Source organism: Polaribacter sp. NJDZ03 (assembly GCF_019263805.1).
In the GTDB taxonomy this organism is placed as follows: domain Bacteria; phylum Bacteroidota; class Bacteroidia; order Flavobacteriales; family Flavobacteriaceae; genus Polaribacter.
The window spans coordinates 47,101-71,700 of sequence record NZ_CP079195.1; the positions used below are offsets into that span (position 1 = coordinate 47,101).

7 protein-coding genes are annotated in these 24,600 nt (G+C 32.8%); 4 read left to right on the forward strand and 3 right to left on the reverse strand.

All coding sequences use genetic code 11. The features are described 5' to 3' along the window. Positions 1–148 precede the first annotated feature (148 nt). Positions 149–11,956, reverse strand: coding sequence for a cadherin-like domain-containing protein (locus tag KV700_RS00185; RefSeq protein ID WP_218598660.1), 11,808 nt, complete (start codon positions 11,954–11,956; stop codon positions 149–151). Between the two features lie 912 nt (positions 11,957–12,868). Between KV700_RS00185 and KV700_RS00190 the strand changes: the two genes are divergently transcribed. The 4 genes from KV700_RS00190 to KV700_RS00205 all read left to right on the forward strand — a co-directional run bounded on the left by KV700_RS00190 (position 12,869) and on the right by KV700_RS00205 (position 22,895). Further along, entirely contained in the window at positions 12,869–13,090 is a 222-nt protein-coding gene (locus KV700_RS00190) for a hypothetical protein (protein WP_166387309.1), read from the forward strand. Between the two features lie 238 nt (positions 13,091–13,328). Then, positions 13,329–19,460 (forward strand): T9SS type A sorting domain-containing protein, encoded by a 6,132-nt coding sequence (locus KV700_RS00195; RefSeq protein ID WP_218598661.1) that lies wholly within the window; start codon positions 13,329–13,331, stop codon positions 19,458–19,460. 189 nt (positions 19,461–19,649) lie between these two features. After that, positions 19,650–22,205: a DUF559 domain-containing protein gene (locus KV700_RS00200; RefSeq protein WP_218598662.1), complete on the forward strand. Its 2,556-nt coding sequence runs from the start codon at positions 19,650–19,652 to the stop codon at positions 22,203–22,205. A gap of 105 nt (positions 22,206–22,310) precedes the next feature. Then, positions 22,311–22,895 (forward strand): MCP four helix bundle domain-containing protein, encoded by a 585-nt coding sequence (locus KV700_RS00205; protein WP_218598663.1) that lies wholly within the window; start codon positions 22,311–22,313, stop codon positions 22,893–22,895. Positions 22,896–22,949: 54 nt separating this feature from the next. On the opposite strand, the gene KV700_RS00210 is transcribed toward KV700_RS00205, so the two are convergent. Then, positions 22,950–24,104: an MFS transporter gene (locus KV700_RS00210; protein ID WP_205860449.1), complete on the reverse strand. Its 1,155-nt coding sequence runs from the start codon at positions 24,102–24,104 to the stop codon at positions 22,950–22,952. 163 nt (positions 24,105–24,267) lie between these two features. Next, the gene (locus tag KV700_RS00215; protein ID WP_166387316.1) at positions 24,268–24,594 is read right to left on the reverse strand and encodes a multidrug efflux SMR transporter; all 327 of its coding nucleotides are present in this window, start codon (positions 24,592–24,594) and stop codon (positions 24,268–24,270) included. Positions 24,595–24,600 lie beyond the last annotated feature (6 nt).

Here is a 24,600-nt window from a genome sequence, read left to right on the forward strand (position 1 = left end):
GAAAAGAGATTAGTTTTGTGGGGACGCAACTAATAATTATAATAAAAGATAAAAATTTTCTTAAAAACCTCTTTTAAATAATCTTTTCTATTTTAAGCCTTAAATGATTTTATCTCCTTATTTAGCAAACTAAGAAGACGGAATTAAATTACTCTATTACTACTTTCTTATTCATAATGCCTTTATTTGTGCTCATTTTTACAATGTAAAAACCGGTTGGTATTTGTTTTTTGATATCTAATTGATAAGTATTTTTTTGTTCTTTAATATTCCAAATACTTACTTTTTTACCAATAATATCAAACAATTCTACTTTACTAATTTCTATTTCATTGTTTTTAGAAATTACAATTTGTTGGTTTTCATTGTCTGCATAAATATTAGTGTATGCCGCTAAGACATCTTTATCTAAACCAAGTACTGCAGCTTCTTTAAAAGCTAGTACAAAACGATCTGTATATACACCTTTCTCTAAGGTTAACGTAATTTTACCATCTGTAATTTTATAAGAAGTTTCTGTAAGTTTATCTGTAATAAATAGGTGGTTAGATACATTCTTTACCTCATCTACCATAATATTTACCGTTCCAGAATTGCTCATTGTAATTTCTAAAGGAACTTCTAGTTCATTCGAAATTTCTTGTACACCAGCAATTACATATTTTTTAGCATCATTAGGGAATTTCCAATACATATCTGTTTTACCTGTTTCGTATATTTCAGAGTCATATCCTTTATCAAATTCAAAAGAATTAGATTCAAGAAAAGAGATTCCTGTTTGATGATGTATCAGTAGGTTTTCATCATTTTTATATTCAAAACCTAATTTAATAAAAGGTAATATGTTATCAAAAGATTTAGATTTATTGGTTTTCTTATTACCTTTAAAGAAAACAGATTTTGTACCTTGGTTAACATAAGCTCTTTGGCTGTTGTTAAATTTAATTTCGCCTCCTGTTTTTGGATCTCCCTGAATAAAGAAACCTTGACCAATTGCTATGTAAGGAAGTGGTGTTGTATAAGTTTCACTACCTAATCCAGAAGTACCGCTATTACTATTAGCAGCAACAGCATCTGCAGCAACTGCACCAGCTAAGTTAACCGTTGCATATCCACCGATATATCCGCCAAATACATGGCCATCAATTCCATTACCTTCTCCAATAGCACTTTTTTTATGTTCCCAGAAATAAAGTGTCGCCGTAGTTTGATCTTTATTGTCTTCAATAAATTTTCTAGCATTCATAGCAGAAGGGAAAGGATTACCTATTAAATAATCTTCACTAGCACCTATATTTTTTATAGTGTTAAAATCTCCATCATTTGGGGTTCCTATAAAAGTATAGATTTGGCCATCTTTTTTTCCAGGTCCTTTAAAAGTATAACCATCACCTCTTTTAATATCTCCATCGTTACGTTGGTGTATCCAATTAGATCTTCCGTTAGAACTAGGCGAGTAGGAGTATACCCAGTAATCTGCGATTGTTATACCTGTTGATGTATAAGAACCGTCATAAGTATTCTGATTAAAAGTAATCGTTTTAGGGTTGTCTATATCTGTACCATCTCTAAGTACATCAAATAAAGAATACGTGTCTACCAAAGATGTTGATGTAACTGGCGAACTCATATAACCATATCTATATAAACTAGGCACCATAGATTTTTGGTCTACTAATAATTTACCAGTACCAGAAACCATACTGCCATCAGTATGTGTTTGCACCAATTGAGCTAAAGGACCTCTTAAACGAATATCTCCATTTAATATAATATTATTTGTAACTACTAATAATTGATCTTTTATTGTTAACTTTTTAGTTGCAGCTACTTCTAGTTTTCTAGCACTTAATCTACTATCTGCATATTCAAAATCTTTATCAATTACTACTTCACGCGACCTGTCTGGGTAACCATTTGTCCAAGTTTTATCGTTGCTAGAGTTAGAAATAGTTTTATCTATTCTATGTAAACCCAACAGAGTGTTTGCTTCTTTATTAGAATTTAGTATTTCTGATACTACAGGAGCTTGTGGATGTCTCGGAGTACCTTTTATTGTATTGCTAATTTCTGCATAAGGAGAAATATAATCTTTATCGCCTTCAATATCATTTACAAACACCACCCATTCGTTTGCTGTGTACTCTTTATTAGGTGTTAACCTTTCATCTATTCTTACTATCGATGTTTTGTTAGCAATATTAGAAACAACATCATATCTATTAAGCCATGAAGTAATTCCTGTAGTAGATGAAAGTATAATGATATCATTAACGGTATCGTCTAACGCAGTTAAGCTTTCATTCTCAATAATATTTGCAGTTCCAAGATTTTTAAGAGTAGTAGATCCGCTGTTTTTAATTAATACAGATTTACCTGCAGCTAATGGCATACCTATTTTTAATGACGGAATATTGTCAGTTATGTTAGGTAGTGTAACCAATTCTGCAATTGTTTTGTTTTGAAACAATTGAACATTAATGGTATTTGCAGGAATTTCTGTTTTTCCAATATTTGTAATTTCAATCCATCTTTCATTACCAAACTGATATACTTGTGTAATCATTGCGTCTGCCGCAAGAATAACAGGAATAGAAGTTAAATACAAAGTGGCTTTGTCGCAGGCTTTTGGAGTTCCATTATCACAAATTTCATATATTACAGAAACCGTTCCTGTAAAATTAGCATCTGGTACAAAAGTATACTTTCCATTGGCATCTATTTTAATGTTTCCAATATCTGTAATATCAATAGCAACGCCAATAGTAATAGCTGTTCCATTTGCAGAAGCCGAAGTAACTGTTTGTTTATCATCTTCTGGGTCAGTATCATTTGTTAATACATTAGCCGTCATTGTTTCTCCTTGTGGGGCAGAGTTCGCATCGTTATTCGCAAATGTTGTGTTTCCGTAATTAGAAATCACATTTAAACTAAGAATAGCTGTATCTGTACCACCATTACCATCACTAATGGTATAAATAATGTCATTTACAGTACCCACAAAAGTTGGTGTTGGATCAAAAGTATACGTTCCATTAGTATTTAATTTAACGGTACCGGCAGTAACGCTATTTCCATTTTCATCTATACCATTAACGGTTGTTTCTGTATTAATTAATAAGCCTGTTGCAGATGTTACAATTAATATATCTTCAGAATCAGGATCACTATCGTTAGAAAGTACCGTAGAATTTAAAGTTTTATCTAACTCTGTAGTGTTTACGTCATTTTGCGCCGTTGGCGGATTATTGCTAGTTAGAACATTCGGAATTACTTCAATAGATAATGTTGCCGTATCTGTAATATTACCAGAGCCAGTTCCTGTATACGTTATAGGGTTTATAGTTCCTGTAAAACCAGCTACCGGAGTAAAAGTGTATGTTCCATTACTGTTAATAATTATTGAACCTGCATTATTAACGTCATTTCCATTTTTATCTTTACCTGCAACTTGTTTCGGTATTCCTAAAGTAAATCCTGCAGCTGTAACGCTTATTACACCATGGTCGTTGGTTGTTAATTGTCCATCTACCGGAATGTCTTGCGGAGTCTGATTTATATCATTTTCTGCAATAACATCAGTAGGAATAGAAGTAAGGTACAACGTAGCCGTATCGCATGCAGATGGAGTTCCGTTATCACATTTAGTATACGTTACAGGGATCGTTCCTACAAAACCAGCAAGTGGAATAAATGTGTAGTTTCCATTTGTATCTATTTTTATGTTTCCAATAGCAGGAATATCAATAGCTGTTCCAATAGTAATAGTCGTTCCGTTTGCAGAAGCAGAAGTAACTGTTTGGTTATTGTCTTCTGGATCTGTATCATTCGTCAATACATTTCCAGTCATGTTATTTCCTTGCGGAGCAGAATTAGCATCATCATTAGCAAATGTTGTGTTACCATAATTAGGAATCACATTTATGTTAAGAATCGCAGTATCTGTGCCACCTTTACCATCGCTAATTGTGTATACAATCTCATTTATAGTACCTGTAAATCCAGTTTCTGGAGTAAAGGTATAGGTTCCGTCTGCAGTCATTAATATTTTACCTGCTACATCTACAGTATTTCCGTTAATGTCTACTCCAGAAATTGTTAACCCACTTCCAGAAATAGGAAACGTGTTTACAGTAGTTGAAGTAGTATTACTACCAGAATTAGTTGTTACATTGGTTGTAAAGCTAATTACATTTAATGCATCTCCATCTAGATCACTATCATTAGATAGTATTTTTCCATTGGTAATTGGGGTATTTAATTCTGTAGTGTTTACATCATTTTGCGCCGTTGGCGGATTGTTGTTAGGCAGTACATTTGGAATTACTTCAATAGATAATATAGCAGTATCTGTAGCACCTCCTGTACCATTTCCTGTATAGGTAATTGGATCAACAGTTCCTGTAAAACCAGTAGCAGGAACAAAGACATAAGTACCATTACTATTAATTGTTAACTTACCTGCATTTGCAACGTTATTTCCGTTTTTATCTTTACCAGAAACCTGTTTAGCAGTTCCTAAAACAAAACGTTGAGCTGTTACATTTGTTACGCCTTTATCATTGGTTGTTAATTGTCCGTTAAGAGTAATGTCTTGTGGTGTTTGATTTATATCATCTTTAGCCACTACAGAAATAGGAAGTGAAGTAAGATATAAGGTAGCTTTATCACATGCTTGTGGCGTTACGCCTGTATCGCATTTGGTATAGGTTATAGGAATTGTACCTATATAACCCGCTATTGGAATAAAAATATATTCTCCATTGGTATCTATTTTAATATTTCCTACACCAGGAATATCAATAGCAGTTCCGGGAGTAATATCTATTCCATTTGCAGAAGCTGCAGTAACCACTTGTAGATTACCTTCTGGATCAAAATCATTGTCCAAAATATTACCCGTCATATTGGTTTCTTGTGGAGCAGAATTTGCATCGTCATTAGCAAATGTAGTATTACCAAAGTCTGGTTTTACAGATATACTAAGAATTGCTGTATCTGTGCCACCTTTACCATCACTAATTGTATAAGTAATATTATTTACAGTACCTATAAATCCGTTTGCAGGAGTAAAGGTATAAGTTCCATCAGCAGCCATTATTATTTTACCAGCTACATCAACTTTGGTTCCTTTTAGATCTTTACCAGACAATGTTTGTCCAGTTCCAGCAATTGGAAACGTATTTACGGTAGTTGGCGTACTTGTACCATTAGAATTATTAGTAATATTAGTGGTAATACTAGTTACTGTTAATGTATCACCATCAGGGTCACTATCGTTAGATAGTATTTTTCCATTAGTAATTGTTGTATTTATCTCTGTAGTATTTACATCATTTTGCGCCGTTGGCGGATTATTACCAGGGACAACGTTTGGTATTACTTTAATAGATAATAACGCGGTATCTGTTGCATCTTCTACACCTGCACCTGTATAGCCTATAGGGTTAATAGTACCTGTAAAACCAAAAGCAGGTGTAAAAGTATACGTACCATCAGATTTAATAAGTAATGAACCAGTATTTGTAACTGAGTTTCCGTTTTCATCAACACCAGGTACATTTGTAATTTCTACACTTCCTGGGTTTTCAGTAGTTCCTGCAGGAATAGTATGGTCTACGCCATTAATTGTTATAATAGTTACGCTTGTTACGTTTTCATCATTGGTTAACAATGCACCGTTAACTGCGGTATCTTTTGGTGTTTGGTTAATATCATTTACTGCATTTACAACAGTATTACATTCCGTACTTTGAATAATTGTATTTATTGAAGTACCAATTCCTTGTCCTTGGTCTCCACCAATATCTGCTGTACCATTTGCGTTAACTACTTTAGGTACACCTTTTGCATCTACTGAATTTCCTAAGTTTAATAATACTGAGGCATTATGAGTACCAGATGTTGGTGTTGTTACAGGATCTACTCCGTTTCCACCTTTTAATAAAGTGCCGCTTGGTGGGGTTACAAGCATCGCTGCGGTTACATTTTCATCTCCTTCTAAAGCATCTGGACAACCATCATTATCGGAGTCTAAATCTAAACTGTTTGGTATTCCATCTCCATCACAATCATAATATGACCACGCATCAAAATTAACACCATTAATCCCAAAAGTCTCATTACCAGAACCTACAAGATTTATAGCAGCAATATCACTAATAGGAATTGTTATTCCATTAGTAAGTTCTACATAAATTGAACTAAAACTAACTTTATCAATACTCGTAAATCCAGTATTTACACCAGTTTCTCCTGCTTGTAAAACGTAAGATACTCCAATAGTTTTAGGTAAATCTGCAGCTAATACTTCTATTCTTTGATAAATATTTGTTAATCCTTGAGTAGCGTAATTAAATTTAAATTTAGAAACATCTGCAAGTGTAAAGCCTGAAAAATCAATTATTCCAAAATCAAAATCTATATAAATTTCATCACCTGCTACTTTCTTTTCAAAAGCTCCCGAATCGTAATCACTTCCAATCCAAGATACCTTTAAATTTAAAGGAACCTTACAACTTGTACCTGTATCTTCATCTGTATCTAAAATACCATCATTATCATCATCTAAATCACAAATATCATTGATACCATCCTTATCGCTATCCGGTAAATTTGGGTTGGTACAATAATTAGCAATACCAAAATTATTTTCACAATCGGCAACATCAGAATTGTTAAAAATAGCATTTTGGATATTTGATGTTGTTACAGTATGACCTGCTGGTAAGCTAGATTCATCAACTTTTACAAGATATTTTGTGGTTATTGGTAATCTATAATTCACTACAAGTTTTGGAGCGTTACTTGAGTTACGATCAAATGATTGAGCGACTCTAGTACCATCTCCTACCACTAAAATTGCAATAGCATTGTTTGGAGACCAACCATCTCTATTTACTACTTCCTGAACAACTTTTCCAATATTAGGGGAGTTATGTTTTCCTCCAACAGTATTCCAATTTGGTACGGAAGTCCAAGGTACAGTAGCCGTTGTTTTTGTACGTGATGAAGTGTTATTTGCTGTAGCAGTAAATGTAGGAGCGTTATCTACAGCATTTGCAGAAAAAATAAGGTTCGTAGATCCACTATTAGTTGCTTCTGCTGTAAACTCTATATACGCATTGGTTATAATTGCATCTTTAGGAATGTTCATGTTTTGAAATCTCATTCCTACAATTCGTGGAGTTCCATTAAAGGTACCTAAATCTAGACTGTTAGTGTTAAGAAGTGGTGTTCCTCCAGCCGAATCTTCTTCAATATCATCAGAACTTTGTAAAACACTCTTAGTAATAGTTGTAATAGGTGCTGTTGGTACCGTAAATTCTAGTGAATAATTTCCATTAGTATCTGTTGTGCTTGTTTGTTTAAGTGGTTCTCCAGTATCTACAAGACCATTTTTATTACTGTCTTCATATAAATTAATTTTGATTCCGCTTTTACCAACTTCACCAGTATCAAAAGTGGCATTTAAAGAATCATCCATAAATACCGTTCCGTTTATATTGTTTTTTCCAGGATTTGTTATGGAACAACCAACTGGTACTCTTACTTTAGCAACATCACAGACATCTGGAAAATCGCTAGCGCAAATTCTATATTCAAATACATCTATACCAGAAAAACCAGGGTTAGGGGTATACGTAATAGTTCCATCTCCATTTGTAACTACTTTTCCGTTAGCAGGTTGTAAGACTCCTAATGTAGAAATGGAAGCAGGGTCTATAAGACATAGAAAACCTACATCGTTATTATCTAAGTCTATTGTAACTGGCGTATTTATTAAAGTACCTTTTAAATCGTCGTTTGCAAATAAAATTTGTTGTAAACATCTTGGTTCCAACACATATCCCACATCTTGAGCAGGTGATCCAACAGGTGTTACACTGCCATTTGCGTTAGGGTCTTGTCCCCAAACGGCAGCAAACGGTACATCATTACATGTGTATACTGCTACTCCGGTTTGGTCGTTGCCTGGGGCATAAATTTGATAGGACTGGAGTGCATTTAAAGCTACTGCCTTATCAAAAGGTAGATTACAACTATTTCCAGGTGTATTTGGGCTAGTTGTTAAGTTACCATCATATTTTATATAAATAGTGGTTTTTTCAGTTGGCGTAATCCAAATTGGATTATAATTTGCTGATTTATCATTAGAACCAGGTGCCCAAGCAACACTTGCAAAAGTTGTTAAACGATTGGCTGCAATAAGGTTGTAAGACCAATCGTATTGAGATCCTGTTGCATCTGCATCGGTAACAGAAATAGCCGTAAAAGCTTTACCATTTGTGCTTTCAAATTTATAACCAGTTGCTGTTTTAGGTAATTCTAGAAAATTTGAACCTTTACCAGGCAGTACAACACTTCCGGTAGCATTTGTTCCAGAAGTCCACTTTATGGTCATAGGAGTTGCTATACTATTTGTAAAAAAAACAGAAACAGGCGCATCATCTAGAGTTGTGTATACTGGAGTATAATAAGTATCACTATAAAATTCACCAGGTAAAAGTGCTAAGTTACGTGTTCCGTAAAAATCGATCCCTCCAAACAGCAAGTCTACACCTACTGGATGGTTTGCAGTAACAATGGCTCCAGATTTAATATCATTGGCATTATTTACATCATTATTTACCCCTGGGCTATTAGCTGTTCCGTCATAAAGCCAAACTTCTCCTTCATCAAGGTTATGTGTCACGTCAACCTTATTATCTCCATTGTAATCTAAACTAACTACAGTACCATCTTTTTCTGCCCTAATAAACAAGGCAGTATATTTAAATGCAGATACATTATCAAATTTTGTCCCTGAAATATCCTCTCCAAATGGAATTACAAAAAGCTCTCCGAAACGACTCGTATCGAATACATTGGTTTTTGTATTTTGAACGTCAAATATAGTACCCCCACTATTACCATTTGGGCCAGCATCTCCAGATATTTTTGATATGGCAACGTCAGATGAAGCTAAAAGTTTATCTTTTCCATCATATTTAATTTCTGCCGAATTTCTAGAATTATAGCGAAACGTATCATCAATATCTATGTAACCTCCCGCAGGAATTTTATCGGTTGGGTAGCCAGGAGCTACACCATTGGTAAGGTTTCCATCTCCCCAAATTGTTGTGGTGGATTGTGTAGGGTTATTAATATCTGCTTCATATCCATCTTCCCAATGATCGTAGATTATAGTTGTATTAGGGTAAGGAAATTTAATGGCCAAAATTGTTCTAATGTTAGCACTTAATTGATTAGTACTAGCAGCACTAATTAGTGCTTTCCTTAACATATTTTTATCTTCCGGAAACGGTAAATAAAATGTTTTATTATTGGTTGCTTCCAAACACGGGTCTCCGTTTACTGCTTGTACAGTTACTGTTACCACGGCAGTATCGTAAACTACTGGAGCCCCAGTACTACCAACTTGGTAGGTAAATGTTTCTGTACCGGAAAAGTTACCGTTTGGTAGGTATACTACGTTTCCGTTATTACCTACTTGTACGTTACCATTAACTGGTTTAACGGTTATAGATATAGTACTAATATCTATATCACATTTATCATTGGCTAATACGTTTACCGGAATCGGTCTTCCTTGTAGTCCGGTAACAGCATCATCATTTGCAATTATAGCCTTACTTGAAACTATTAATGTTTTAATTTTAGGTCCAGAACACCCAGCCGCAATAGCAGTAATTGTTGCATCTCCACTCCAGTTAGATGCCCAAGCCACGATTGCTGAAGCGGTATTAATTGTTCCTGCAGAAGCTGGAGTTAACGTATATGTAATGCCTGTTGTATTGGCTGCTTTAGCACTATAAGTTATTGTTGCTGCTCCTTTACATCTTTCTAAAGAAGCACTAGTAGTAAACATAGGTGTTTCTACAGATGGTTTTGTAGTAACGGTATGTGTAGCTGTTTTTGGGCCACCACAACCTGTTGCACTTGCAGTTATTGTTGATGTACCAGACCATCCTGCAACATAAGTTACTAGACCAGTTGTGGAGTTTATAGAGTTACCACCTGTTTTACTTGCTGTATCTAGACTATATGTAATGCTTGTAGCTTGTATAGATATAGCAGTATGAGTTGTAGTTCCTGCACCTTGGCAACGATCAGAAGTTGCACCTAGCGAAAATACTGGAGCATCGACGATAGGAGAACAAATATCAAAACTAAGTGCTTTTGTAGCTGTTCCGTTACCTGCAAACCCTTCTTCTGCTGTTGCAGGTATGGAGTATGTACCACCTAACCCTGTAGTATTCCAAACATATTCGTAAGTACGAGAACAACCAGCGTTAGCTACAGGAGTTGCCGTTACAGGGCTACCTGAAATATTTATTTTTAAACCTTTTATATCATCAGCTCCAAACGGGTTGGTTACTATGGCTCTTAAATAAGCTTTGGTACCAGCTGAAGCACTTGTTATAATGTTACCACCTGGATAAGGTGCATCGTAAACGGCATACGATGTAATATCTATATAGGTAGAAAGAGGTAGGTTAATTTTTGAAGGTTTTGTTTTGCTGTCGTAATCTATAGCAAAAGTAACACCAGTCTGTGCCGATGTAATTTCTAAGGTTATTGCCTGTCCTGCAGGTATCGTTGTATTTGTGCCCAAAGAGCCACTCCATGTTAAGATACCTCCACTATACGTTGGGTTTGTTAATGTTTTTATGTTGGTTGCACCATATTTTAAAATCGCTGTTATATTAGGGTTTGCTGGCATTGTACCACTTTTTACACTAACATAAGTAGATACATCAATAGGGGTAAGGTTGTCGATTATTAAAGGGCTGCAAACTGCCAATGATTGTGTAAAGGATACTGATGTTGCAGATGTTGTTGAGCTTGGGTTTAAACCAACTGAAAGATGTGCAAATTGACCACCACCACCAGACCAAGTCATGGTGCTATTAGCTGGTGCTGTTGCTGTACTTGCTGCACCAATTAAAAGATTGTTATCTGGACCTAAATCCCACTGTTTTGTTTGTCCCGTTCCAACAGATTGAGTATGATTACTAAAATTTCTTTCCCAAACAATAGCGTCAAACACCATTCCGTTTGCTGGTACATTAATAGATTGTGAAAAAGAGTTACCGCTTCCATATCTATTGGAAGAAGATCTTATAGGATTGTTAAGATTTACATCATTAAAACTAATAGCTCCGGCAGACATTTTTAGACTTCCACCTTCATCGACATTAAAAGCTACTTTATGGGGTCCTATTGCAGGGTTTTTAACGGCCCATATTTCAACAAAATAATTATCATAATTAACATAATTTAAACCTAAACGAGTCATAGATACTCCATTATAAGTCATGGAAGTAATGTTTGAGTGTGAACTTTGAGAATTCCAAGTTTTACCTTCATAAGATGCAGCAACAATTAAATATTGGTTTGCAGCCGTTGTATTATGTGTAAAAGAATGACTTGTTTTAGAGTTAGTAGCATTTATATATGTTGTTTTATTAGCTACAGAAACAGGGGGTGCAGTTTGAGAAATAGTAGCACTTGATGCCGTCGTTAAATCGTTTGTAGCTACAGGGTCTATTCTATCTAATGCATTTGTATTAGTAAGATAGAGTTGTTTTGTAACTGTAGTTTGAGAGATCGATGCTGCAGTATACGCTGTTTTATAGCCCAAAAAGTTTACAGAAGGATTAAAATGGGGGGCTACCGTAGATGGTTCACTCCTATATATAAGAGGAGTCGTTGAGGTAGAAGATGTGATTTTTTCTACTTCAGAAAAATTAGTGTCTATTTCTGTTTTTCCTTTTACGTGATGAGGATGTCTAAGTTTAATACTATTTGGTGTGGCTGTTGTTTGTGCAGTTGTATTTTGTAAAGCCAATAGAGCAAACATTAAAAAAGTATGTAGCATAAACTTATAGATGCTGAATTTAGTAGTAACTTTTAAAGAAATACTAGTTTTGTTAAAATAAAGCTGTTTCATAATTTTTTTTATATTAATCACACTAAAAATGCTCATATTATATAACTATGAACATAAAATTTATTTTCGCACGTTTAACTTAACCATAACTAAATTCTATAGGAATATGGATAGGTTTCACATAACTGTATTACACCATTTTTTAAAGGTGTGTTTTTTGTGGGGGAAAAAAATGTAGGGGTTTTTCTATATAATAAATAAATAGAAGTGCGAAATTATATATAGTATTTTAAATAGAAATTAATTTTAAAAAGTATTTTATTAAAACTTCTTTCATATCACTACGCACTTACTACTCATTTAGTGTTTTCTTATTGATATTGGTGTTTTTATTGTGTTTATTTGTAGAGTGTAGTACTCAATTTATTTTAATAATTAATTATTAAAATTGATCTTTTAGAATATTTTAAAAATTAAAATTGATCTTTTTTTTAGATGAATTTTAATAAATAAGCAGAGTCTTTTTTTAGCTTTTGAATTGCTTTTTTGTGTTACGAGAAATTGCAGTGATTGCAGTTATTTTGACTTTGATTTGAAGGACTATATTTTGAGGAATAAAGAATAATTTTTTAACTATGAAAGCGCTTAAAAAAGAATAAGGAATAGTCTTTTGAATAATTGTTTGTGTATTTAATGTTTTGCTAAGGTTATGTTTATGTTTTTTGATTAAATATTAGATATTTAATAGGTTAAAGTTTGTTTTTATGAAAAAAAATATATATTATTGATATGTCTAATCAAATTTACTAAATTAGTCTTTAGAGGTTTATGTAAGATATTTTAAGATAATTGCTATGTTATTTTACTAAAATAAGAACAAACATCATTGTGTAGTTATTTTAGGTAAGAATTATATTTTAACCTTAAGTAATGGTATAAATAAGTTTATGAATTTTTTAATCCCCCGTAAAAATGAAAAGAAAAACAACTCAAAAATGGTTTACCCTTTTATTCGTTTTAAGTATTTTAAATACTTTTGCAGAGAATAATAAACAGGTGAAAAGGCTTACTAACAAGTCTACAACGACTAAAACAACACTTACTGTTGATATTCTTGGTAAACCTCCGGAGAACCAAGTAGTATCTTTTATTAATAATCACACTTTTCTTAAGTTTGGTTATGATAGCAAGTAGCAAATGCCCTTCTATTGTAGGTCAATAAGACAATGCATAGAGTGCTATAGTTACTATAATAGGTAATTTACAAGTGTTTAAAAAGTTTTAGTACTTATAAGATACTTACTCAATTATTTATTAAAATTCAAATAACATAATCGTTAGAATAATTATTCTCAGGATAAAATTATAGGTATATAATTTTAATCTAGAGGAACAATATACAAAAGTTTATAATTTTTTAATTCCCCGAAAAATGAAAACCAAAACAACTCAAAAATGGTTCACCTTTTTATTCATTTTAAGCATCATAAATGTTTATGCTACCAATGATAAAGGTTTAAAAGGTCTTACAGATGATAAGGCAAAAACAACAAAAACTCTTGCAGTAAATACCATTATAGATCTGCCTAAAAATGTAATTGTACCTTTAGTTAATGGTACTGGAAATTTTAGTGGGGTAACTGCAGATGGTTCCGGAACTTCTTGCATACCAGCAACTTTTGTAACACCAGAAATATGTACACATGACTGGACTGGAGATGGAGCAGATGCTGTAGATAATAATACAACTACTAATTCTACTTCTACATTAGCGACTGTATTAGGAACTAATACATTAACAATTACAGCACCTTCTGCATTAGGAGATTTTCCTGCAGGAACTTATGCTGGTTTTAATATTGGAACATCAGTAGGTGTGGGGAGTACAATACAAATTAAATTATATAAGGATGGTAACTCATCAGCAGTAGCTACTTATACTCCTTCGAGTGATGTATTATCACTTAATTTAGGTTTTGGTTCAAGTGCAAATATTGGTTTTGTATCTCCAGTTGCTTTTGATGAAATGAGAATTTCTGTAGGTGGTTTGGTTACAACTTTAGTTGTGAACTATCCGTTTGTGAAAATTTATAAAGACACAAGTAGTGCTTTATCTTGTAATACAATGTCTGAAGTTTCTGTAGGAAAAGGTTATGCTATGGAAGTAGATGATGTTGGTCAGGTTGGTGTTAGTCTTAATCTTCTAGGTACAACAGGTATTAACCCAGAAAATGTATTAGATGGTAACGCTAGCACTCATGCTAATTTAACAGGAGGTGTACTTTCTGTAGGAGTATTAAGAACGGTATATTTATCAGTAAAAAAACAAAGAGATTTTCAAACTAGTGCAGTAGTTCCTTTTGCAGGAGGTACTTATGCAGGTTTTAATATAACTACAAATGCTGCTGTGGATTTAAGTGTGTTAAGTACATTAAAAATTACCACTTATTTAGGTAATGTAGAACAACAGTCTATAAATATTACTGATGCTCTTGTGGGACTTCCGCTTTTAACAAGTGCTACAAGAAATGTAGGTTTTGTAACAGATGTAACTAAGCCTTATGATGAAATTAAAATTGAGCTTTCAGATACCGTTGGTGTTAGTTTAGGTGATTTTAATGTAAATTATCCTGTTATAAAAGAATATTGTAGTAATACAGATACTTTAGATTGTAATACGCAAGTAGCTTTGACAAATACAGATTATCCGGTAGAAATTAAGACAGTAGGTACTGGTTTAGTAAGCGCAGGTGTTAATATAGGTGGTTTGGAGAATATTATAAATTCAGACACAGAAGATTATGCAGAATTAGGTTTAAATATAGATCTTTTAGGAGCTTTAGAAATTGGTGTTTACGATGTTTTAGACAATTATGTAGCTACAACAACGAACCCTTATTATGTAGGATTTGTAATAGAATCAGAATCTCTTGTAGCAATAGATGTATTAAGTAATACCACTATTTCTACTTATTTAAATGGAACTTTGGTAGAGTCTAAGTCTGGAGGTCCTCTTTTAGTAGGTGCTCCTTTGTTAGCTTCAGAAAACAAACAAACTATTGGTTTTTCTGCTACACAAACTTTTGATGAGGTTCGTATTAAATTTGCAGCGCCATTAGCAGCAGTTAATTTAGGTACCATTAAAATTTACAATAGCTTTATTCAAAAAATGTGTTCAACAACTTTAGAGTGTAATACTTCTTACGCTTTAAACGCACCAACGTTTTCTACCTATATAGATTTTAAACAAACAGGTGTTTCAGGATTAGCGTGTGTAGGTTGTAGTGTTGCTAATGCAGATAACGTAATAACAAGTGACGATACAGATTATGCAACAATTAATATTTTAGCAAGTGTTGGTGGATCAGCTAGTTTAGCAGTAAGGGATGCAACGAATAGTTTTCCTGCAGGATCATATGCTGGTTTCTCACTAAATTTTAATGATGCTTTAGTAAGCTTAAGTATTTTACAAAATAGTTTAACGATTACTACTTTAAGTGCTACTGGAGTAGAGTTGGAGTCTAGTACCGCAGGTAACTTAATCGGGTTAGAGTTGTTAACAAATATTATTGGGGTATCTGGTTCTGGAGATCTTAATCTTGGCTTTAAAACGACGCAGGCTTATTCAGGAATAAAAATTTCTGCTTCAGCATTGGTAGGTGTTTCTTTAGATAATGAAATTAAAGTTTTTGGAGCTTTCGTAGATACAAGAGGAGCTACAGAAGGAAGTTTTGCTAGTTGTTTAGTCGATACAGATAATGATGGAATTGATGATAGTTTAGATATTGATGATGATAATGATGGTATTATAGATATTATAGAGAATGGTAATTGTCCGATTGAAGATAAAGTAGAAATTGTAGAATTGTATAGTGAAGACTTTGGTACAGGTACCGGAAGATCAGATAATCCTTATATTTTAAATCATTTTTATGACACTGGGGGAGCTATTCCAGATGGTTCTTATGCTGTTGTATCTTCATTAAATTCTGGTTTAGGGCATTACAACCGTACAGATCAAAATGGAAATTTAGATGCAAATATAGATGAGTTTAATGGTCCTACAGGAGGTTCATCAAGCGGTAGGTATTTGTCTATTAACATGATTAATGAAGGAAATAAGGAGTTTTATCGTCATACTCTTAATAATTTAGTTATTGGTGCAGATTATAGATTTCGTTTAGATATGTCTGGATTATGCAATGGATGTCCTGATACACCTATTTTTAGATTAGAAGTACAAGATAGTAGTGGAACAACTTTAAAAACTGCTTCTTCGGTAGGAGTAACTAATAATGATGAGTGGGAAAGGGTTATTTTAGATTTTACAGGTAGTACTGATGAGGTAGATATTGTAATTTATAATGATCAACCTAATGGTGGGGCAGGTAATGATGTTGGGGTAGATAATATTGTTTTTAGTGTTTTACAATGCCCTGCAGAATTTAATGATGAAGATAATGATGGTATTATAAATAGTTTAGACTTAGATTCTGATGGGGATGGGTGTCCAGATGTTATGGAGGCAGGCGTACCTGGTATTTTAAAAACGACAAATGTAACCAATGGTAACGGAACAGATGTTTCTGCAAATACTACAACAAGTGTGGCTAACTCAGTGATAGATATATCTATTACTGGTCAAGAAGTTGGTAGTAACGGTTTAGTAGCAAGTATAGAAACAGATGATACTGCAAGAGCAATTACCATTTATCCATCAACTTATATAACGTACGCCTTGGATAAAAGCATTAAAGCGTGCGGAACAGCAATGATTACGCAAGTATATCAAACAGCTGCAGAACGATGGATAGAAGTAACAAATATTGATCTTATTAATAGCGTTGCTCCAAATACGGCAAATATTGCTTTCTTTAAAAATACGGCTGCTCCATTAGGCATAATACCAACGGAAGAAGTTACAAATAGTTCATTTATTGGTCCTGGAGAATCTGTATTAATAGCTTCTAAGACTGTTGCTAACAAATTAACAACTGCTTTAGAGATTATTAATACCGCTGCTACAGATTTTAGTGAAGCAGATGACATTATTGCATTAACAAAAGGTACAGGTTTAAAAGCTTGGAATTTAAGAACAGATGCAATAAAAGACATTGTAGATAATACAAGTTATGTGCGTATAGATAATGTATCGTCACCAAACAGAGACGTAACACCTTCTGAGTGGGTTGCATTTATAGACGATAATATTATTACCTATACAGATTTAGCAAATGATGCTGCTGATGTTAATGATGAACGTCATGCGCATGCTCCATTATTATCAGAAATTACAACAACAAGTGTTTCGGAAGATGCTAATATAAAGCCAGGGTTGCATAGGTTTGGTTTAACAGATAGAATAAGTGGAGATTGGTCTAACGGTAATCCAGATAGGTCTAGAGAGGTGAAAATTTCGGAAAATTACAATCATGGAGAAAAATTAAGTGCACGTAAATTAGAAGTTACAAGTGGTAGTGTGTTTAGTGTTACAGATCATTTATTAGTAGTAACTAATAACATTGTTTTAGATGGGCAAATTAGGTTAATAAGTGCAGATGAAACTAACAAAGCGCAATTAGTACAAACACATGAAGGTACTCGTCAAATTACAGGTTCTGGTAAGTTATTGGTAGATCAAAAATCTATGGTACCTAGTATGTATAGATATAACTACATGAGTTCTCCTGTAAATACTTTTGGACAAACTACTTATACTATAGAAAGCGTTTTAAAAGATGGATCCAATGTTTTAGATGCTACTTCTACAATAGGTACTCAAATAGCAAAAGATATAACTTTTATAAGTGGCTATAATGGTACTTGGAGTACAGATCCTATTTCTATAGCAGATTACTGGGTGTATACTTATGCCAATGGTAATGGAGGTAGATCTAATTGGGAACATAAATACAAAAATGAAGAAATTTCTGAGACGGATGGTTTTATTTTTAAAGGACCAGATCATGAGCAAAACTATACTTTTGTAGGTACTCCAAAAGATGGAGATATGAGCACAACAGTTGGGGCAAATGAATCTTATTTAGTAGGAAACCCTTTTGCAGGAGCAATAAGTGCAAAGAAATTTATAGAAGATAATATAGATGATGCAACAGGTTCTATAACAGGTGATTTATATTTCTGGGAACATGCAGGAGAAGAAAGTGGCTCAGGAACCGCAGGGCATAATTTTGGTGGCTACATTGGTGGTTATGCTATTAGAAATATTTCTATGGGATTATCTGCTAATCAGGTAATGAGCAATAATGGTTCAGAGTCGGTAATTAGTGTGGTTCAAGCGGAGACTTGTATTCCTTTTGATGGAGCTATTTTATATACAGATCCTGTTAATATAGGGGTTAGTGGTTTACGTTTAACGTCATTTAATGAAGGTTTTTCTTATGAAAGTTCTATTAATGCAGATAAAATTTATTTTTCTTATAAGAGTATCGGAGATATTCCAATAAGTCTTCAGGTAAACGAGGGAGTTGTACAAGAGCTTCAATTAGTTTCTTCTGGAGTAGATCAATATTCAGAAGCTAATTTTCAAGCAGATGTTAAAGTAGGAGATATCATTAAAATTAAGTACTCTAGTCAGTCTACAGTAGGCTTATATTTAGATTTATTTACTTTAAAAGGGCGTGTTACAACTAAAGGAGCTCCTTCTTTAGGAGATGGAAATTATCATGAGCCTAAAGCATATATTGCTATGGGGCAAGGGTTTTTTGTTGATGGAGATTCCGATGGAGGTACTATTAATTTTAATAACTCTCAAAGAGAATATATAAAAGAAGGAGATGAGTCTATTTTCTATAAAAGTAATAATGATTCTAAAGAAAAAACTATAACTGTAAATAAACTTCCGGTAATTAAGTTGGGTATGGATTATGTAAATGAAGAAGGTTTAGGATTGCACAGACAAATAGGAATTTCATTTAAACATAACAATTCTTTTGGATATGAAAAAGGGTATGATGCTGCAATGTTAGATGTTGGAGAAACAGATATTTACTGGAAATTCCCTAATAATGATGATAAATACGCTATTACTGGAGTACAAGCTATTACAGACGATCTAGAAGTTCCTTTATTTGTTTCTTTAGTTAAAAATGGTACTGTATCTATTGGTGTAGATGAATGGGAAGCTATTAATAGAGATGTATTTATAAAAGACAAATTAACAGGTAAAGCTTACTTAATTAATAATGGAAAATTCTCGTTAACCTTATCTGCCGGAAACTATACAGATCGTTTTTTCTTAACATTTAAAGAAAGTGACGCCACGGTTTTAGATGTTTCAGACAATGCTATTGTTTTAAATAAAAACATTACTGTTTTCTTAGATAATACTACTCAGGAAATAGTAATTAATAACAATGATAATTTACAACTGAAAACAGTGAAGTTGTTTAACCTTTTAGGGCAAACAATTGGTCAATGGAACAACTTAGAACAAGAAACTAAGCAACAGCGATTAAAAACAAGTAAATTATCTGATGCTATTTATATTATTAATATAGAAACAGAAAACGGTAAAGTTTCTAAGAAAGTGATTTTAGATTAGAAAACAAGAAGAGATAAGTATTTGGTGTTTATTTAATAATCCCAATTGATTTTAATATTAAATCAATTGGGATTATTTTTTGTTTTTAGCATTGTAAATACATCGATAAATTTTATCAGCTTCAAAAATTAATTTTTTATACTTTATTCTTATTGATTTCTGTATTTTCGTTCTTTATATTTTTTAAAATTGAATTTAAACTATCCCATAACATATATTAAAGGAATTAGTGTACAAAGAGCAACGCTTATGTACACCGAATTGGGTATAAAAACATGTAATGATTTATTAAATTTCTTTCCGTTTAGATATATTGATAAAACCGCATTTTATGCGATAAAAGACTTACAACCAAATTCTTCTGAAGTTCAAATTGTTGGTAAAATTACCCGCGTAAAATCGGTAGCTCAAAAAAGAGGAAGTAGGTTAGTGGCAACTTTTCAAGACGCTACAGGATCTATGGAATTGGTTTGGTTTAAAGGTCAAAAATGGATTAAAGATTCTTTAAAAATTAACGAACCGTATGTGGTTTATGGCAAGCTGAACCATTATAATGGCAATTTTAGTATTCCACATCCAGAGTTAGAATTGGTTACGGAATACAAGAAAAAGTTGCAATCTAAAATGCAACCCGTATATCCATCTACCGAAAGGTTAGTAAATTCTGGTGTTTCTAATAAGTTAATGCGCAATTATGTTCAGCATTTATTACAGCAGTTTTTTGAAGTAATTACAGAAACATTATCACAAGAAATAATAGACGATTTTAAGTTGATGGCTAAGCGTGATGCTTTGCTGAATGCACATTTTCCTAAAAGTCAAGAAAACTTAGCCAAAGCACAAAATCGTTTAAAGTTCGAAGAATTATTTTTTATTCAGTTGCAGCTATTGCGAAAGAAACTCATCAACAAAACAAAAATAAAAGGCTTTGTTTTTGAAAACGTGAGCGATTACTTTAATACTTTCTATAAAGACCATTTACCTTTCGATTTAACAAATGCTCAAAAAAGAGTTTTAAAAGAAATTAGAAAAGATGTTGCATCTGGTGCACACATGAATCGTCTTTTACAAGGAGATGTTGGTTCTGGTAAAACCATTGTTGCTTTATTAACCATGTTATTGGCAATAGACAACGGTTTTCAAGCAACAATTATGGCGCCAACAGAAATTTTGGCAACCCAACATTATCATGCTATTTCAGAAATGTTAAAAGACATGAACATTAATGTCGATTTATTAACAGGTTCTGTTAGAATAAAAAAGCGAAGAGAAATTCATGCGAATTTAGAAGACGGAACCTTGCATATTTTAATAGGTACGCATGCTTTGTTAGAAGATAAAGTAAAGTTTAAAAATCTTGGTATTGCAATTATTGATGAGCAACATAGATTCGGAGTTGCACAAAGAGCTCAACTTTGGAAAAAAGGAGGAAAAAGCCCATCCCAACCTTCCCGAAGGGAAGGAGCTCAAGCAGTGCTAAATCGTTATGAAACTGCTCGTCCTTCTGTGTATGCTTTAATGAAGGAATTACAAGTAGAACGTAAAAAACAAACCACACCAGCAGAACAAGTTATTTGGCAACAATTAAAGGCAAAAAAGCTAGATTCTAAATTTAGAAGACAACACCTTGTTGATGAATTTATTGTCGATTTTATTTGTATTGAAAAAAGACTAATTATTGAAGTAGATGGAGAGTACCACAACACAACAGCACAACAAGAAGCAGACAATTTAAGAACACAGATTTTACAAGAATTAGGTTTTAAAGTAATAAGATTCACCAACCAAGAGGTTATTGGAAACATAGAAAATGTAACAAAGAAAATAACACAAGAATTACACAACAGTGATAAAAGCCTCCCCTTCGGGGAGGTTGGTGGGGCTTCTTCTCTTCCTCCACACATTTTAGTAATGACAGCAACACCAATTCCTAGAACTTTGGCAATGTCTGTGTATGGAGATTTAGATATTTCTGTAATTGATGAATTACCACCTGGAAGAAAAGAAGTAAAAACAGTACACAGGTTTGATAAAAATCGTTTATCTGTTTTTAAATTTATGCGAGATGAAATTGAAAAAGGAAGACAAGTATATGTGGTGTATCCTTTAATTCAAGAATCTGAAGCCATGGATTATAAAGATTTGATGGATGGTTTTGAAAGTATTTCACGAGATTTTCCTACGCCAAAATATCAAATTAGTATTGTGCACGGAAAAATGAAACCTGCAGATAAAGAAGACGAAATGCAGCGTTTTGTAAAAGGAGAAACGCAAATTATGGTTGCTACTACTGTAATAGAAGTGGGTGTAAATGTGCCCAATGCCAGTGTAATGATTATTGAAAGCTCAGAACGTTTTGGGTTATCTCAATTACATCAATTAAGAGGAAGAGTTGGTAGAGGTGCAGACCAAAGTTATTGTATTTTACTATCTGGTTATAAACTTTCTGAAGAAGGAAAAACACGTTTAAAAACCATGGTAGATACTACAGACGGTTTTAAAATAGCTGAGGTAGATTTAAAATTACGGGGACCAGGTAATTTAATGGGTACCCAACAAAGTGGTGTTTTAAATCTTAAAATTGCCGATGTTGTAAAGGATTCTAAAATTTTAGTTGCCGCTAGAAATACAGCAATTGCTGTTTTGCAAGAAGATGGTAATTTATCGCAACCGGCAAATATCAATATTAAAAAAGCATATGTAGAGATGTCTAAAAACTCTAAAATTTGGAGTGAAATTAGTTAGTCTTTAATTTGCTTAGTTAAACGTTAAACTGCCGTTATAGTGGTTTTTAAATATTGTTTTTTTATATTTGTTATCGTTTGTTTTAATCTTAAAAAAAATGAAAATATGGGCTTTTATAATAAAGTAAAATGGGTTCTTGGAATTTTAATGATTTTTATACTAATTATTGCTACCAATTTAATTGATAGAAATAATTTTGTAAGAATTAAAGATTCTTTAGAAGCTATTTATAAAGATAGGCTAATTGCTAAAGACTTAATTTTTAAAATATCTAAATCTGTTCAAGAAAAAGAATTGGCAGCAGCTAAATTAGATTCTACTTTCTTTTTAGGTAGAAATAAACAAGTAAATAGTGATATTGAAACAGCTATTACTTCTTTTGAAGGAACAAAATTAACCACAAAAGAAGCTAAAGTTTTTAATGATTTTAAAAATAATTTGGCAGTTTTAACAAAATTAGAAGACTCTAAACCTTTTAAAAAAAGTTCTTATAATAGCAATATCTTAAGTGTAAAAGAAAACTTATATGAATTGTCTGAAATTCAAATGAATGAAGGCAAAAGACAAATGTCTATAAGTAAAAGGGCAATAGATTCAATAGAACTTTTTACACAACTAGAAATATATGTGTTGATTTTTTTAGCTGTTATAGTCCAGATTATTGTAATTTATAAACCTAGAGAAAGGTAAGAAGACTCAATTTTAAATTTTGTATACTTCAATATTTTTTTAAGTACATTTATATTAATCCTTTTTTTTGAGTAAAATTAAATAGTAATAAGAAAAACAAATACCTATTGCAACCATACCAACTCCAATAAGAATTGGTGAATTGTATGCATAACCATAGGTAATTGGCAACCCACCGAAAAAAGCCCCCATCGTATTTCCTAAATTAAAACTAGACTGACCTCCGGCAGCAGCAATACTTTCTGAACCTTCAGCAGAATCTATTAAAAGCATTTGTATTGGAGATGAACAACTAAATGCAGCAACACCAGTAATAAATGCCATTAAATAACTCATAAACGGTATGTGTGCGGTAAAATAGATAGTAATTAAACAGAGCATCATAAATATAAAGGAAACGGTTACCGTTTTTTGAGGTGTAATGATATCAGATAACTTTCCACCTAATAGGTTTCCTATAAGCATTCCTAAGCCAACCAAAACCATTACATACGGAATAGAGTCTTCATTAACCTTGGTAATTTCTGTCATTAAAGGAGCTATATAGCTTAACCAAGTAAATAAACCACCGGTTCCTATAGAAACCATACCAATAATAACCCAAGCTTTTTTTGTTTTAAAATAACGCAATTGACTTTTCTTACTAACTTGTGAAAGCGGTTGCATTTTAGGGATCCAGAAATAAATAGAAATCATGGATAATAAACCAAATAGACTTATTATTAAATATGTGTATCTCCAAGAAAAATGATGCCCAATATAAGTACCTAAAGGAACTCCAAGAAGGTTTGCAATGGTCATACCGGTAACCATTATGGCAATTGCCTGTGCTTTTTTACCAGGATCAGCAAATTTAGCAGCCACTACAGAACCTACACCAAAAAAAGCACCATGTGGCAAGCCAGACATAAATCTAGAAACAAGTAAAAGTGAATATATTGGAGAGACCGCAAATAATAGGTTAAAAACAGCAAATAGTAGCATTAGAAATATTAATACTTTTCTAGGCGAATACTTAGCGGTAAATAGCACTAGAATAGGAGAACCAATAACAACGCCTAAAGCGTACAAAGAAATCAAATGCCCTGCCGAAGGAATATCAATATTTAAGTCTTTTGCAATATCAGGCAAAATACCCATCATTGTAAATTCTGTCATTCCTATGGCAAAAGTTCCTATAGCTAATGATAATAAACTCTTTTTAATCATATAATTTTTTTGATACCTTTAAAAGTTGGTAAAAGTACTATTTGTTATAGTACTAAAAAACATCAAATAGGATAGATTTATAAACATTTTTAATGTTATTTTATATTCTTAAAAAAGTTTAAATATGCAATAGCAATAAAGAATATTTAATTGTTTTTTCTATTTAATTAGAAACTACTTTTAACCCAATAATAGAAAATATTAAAGTAGAAAGAAAAAATAGTCGCCAAAAAGTTGCGGGTTCTTTAAAAATAAGAATTCCCATTAACACCGTTCCAACTGCACCTATTCCTGTCCAAACGGCATAAGCTGTTCCAATTGGTAACTCTTGTGTTGCCTTTAAAAGTAGAAGCATACTAATAGATAAACACAGCAAAAAGCCAATATACCAATAGGTGGTTTCTGCTCCGGTACTTTCTTTTGCTTTGCCTAAACAAGCAGCAAAAGCAACTTCAAAAAGTCCGGCTATAATTAATAGTATCCAATTCATTTATAA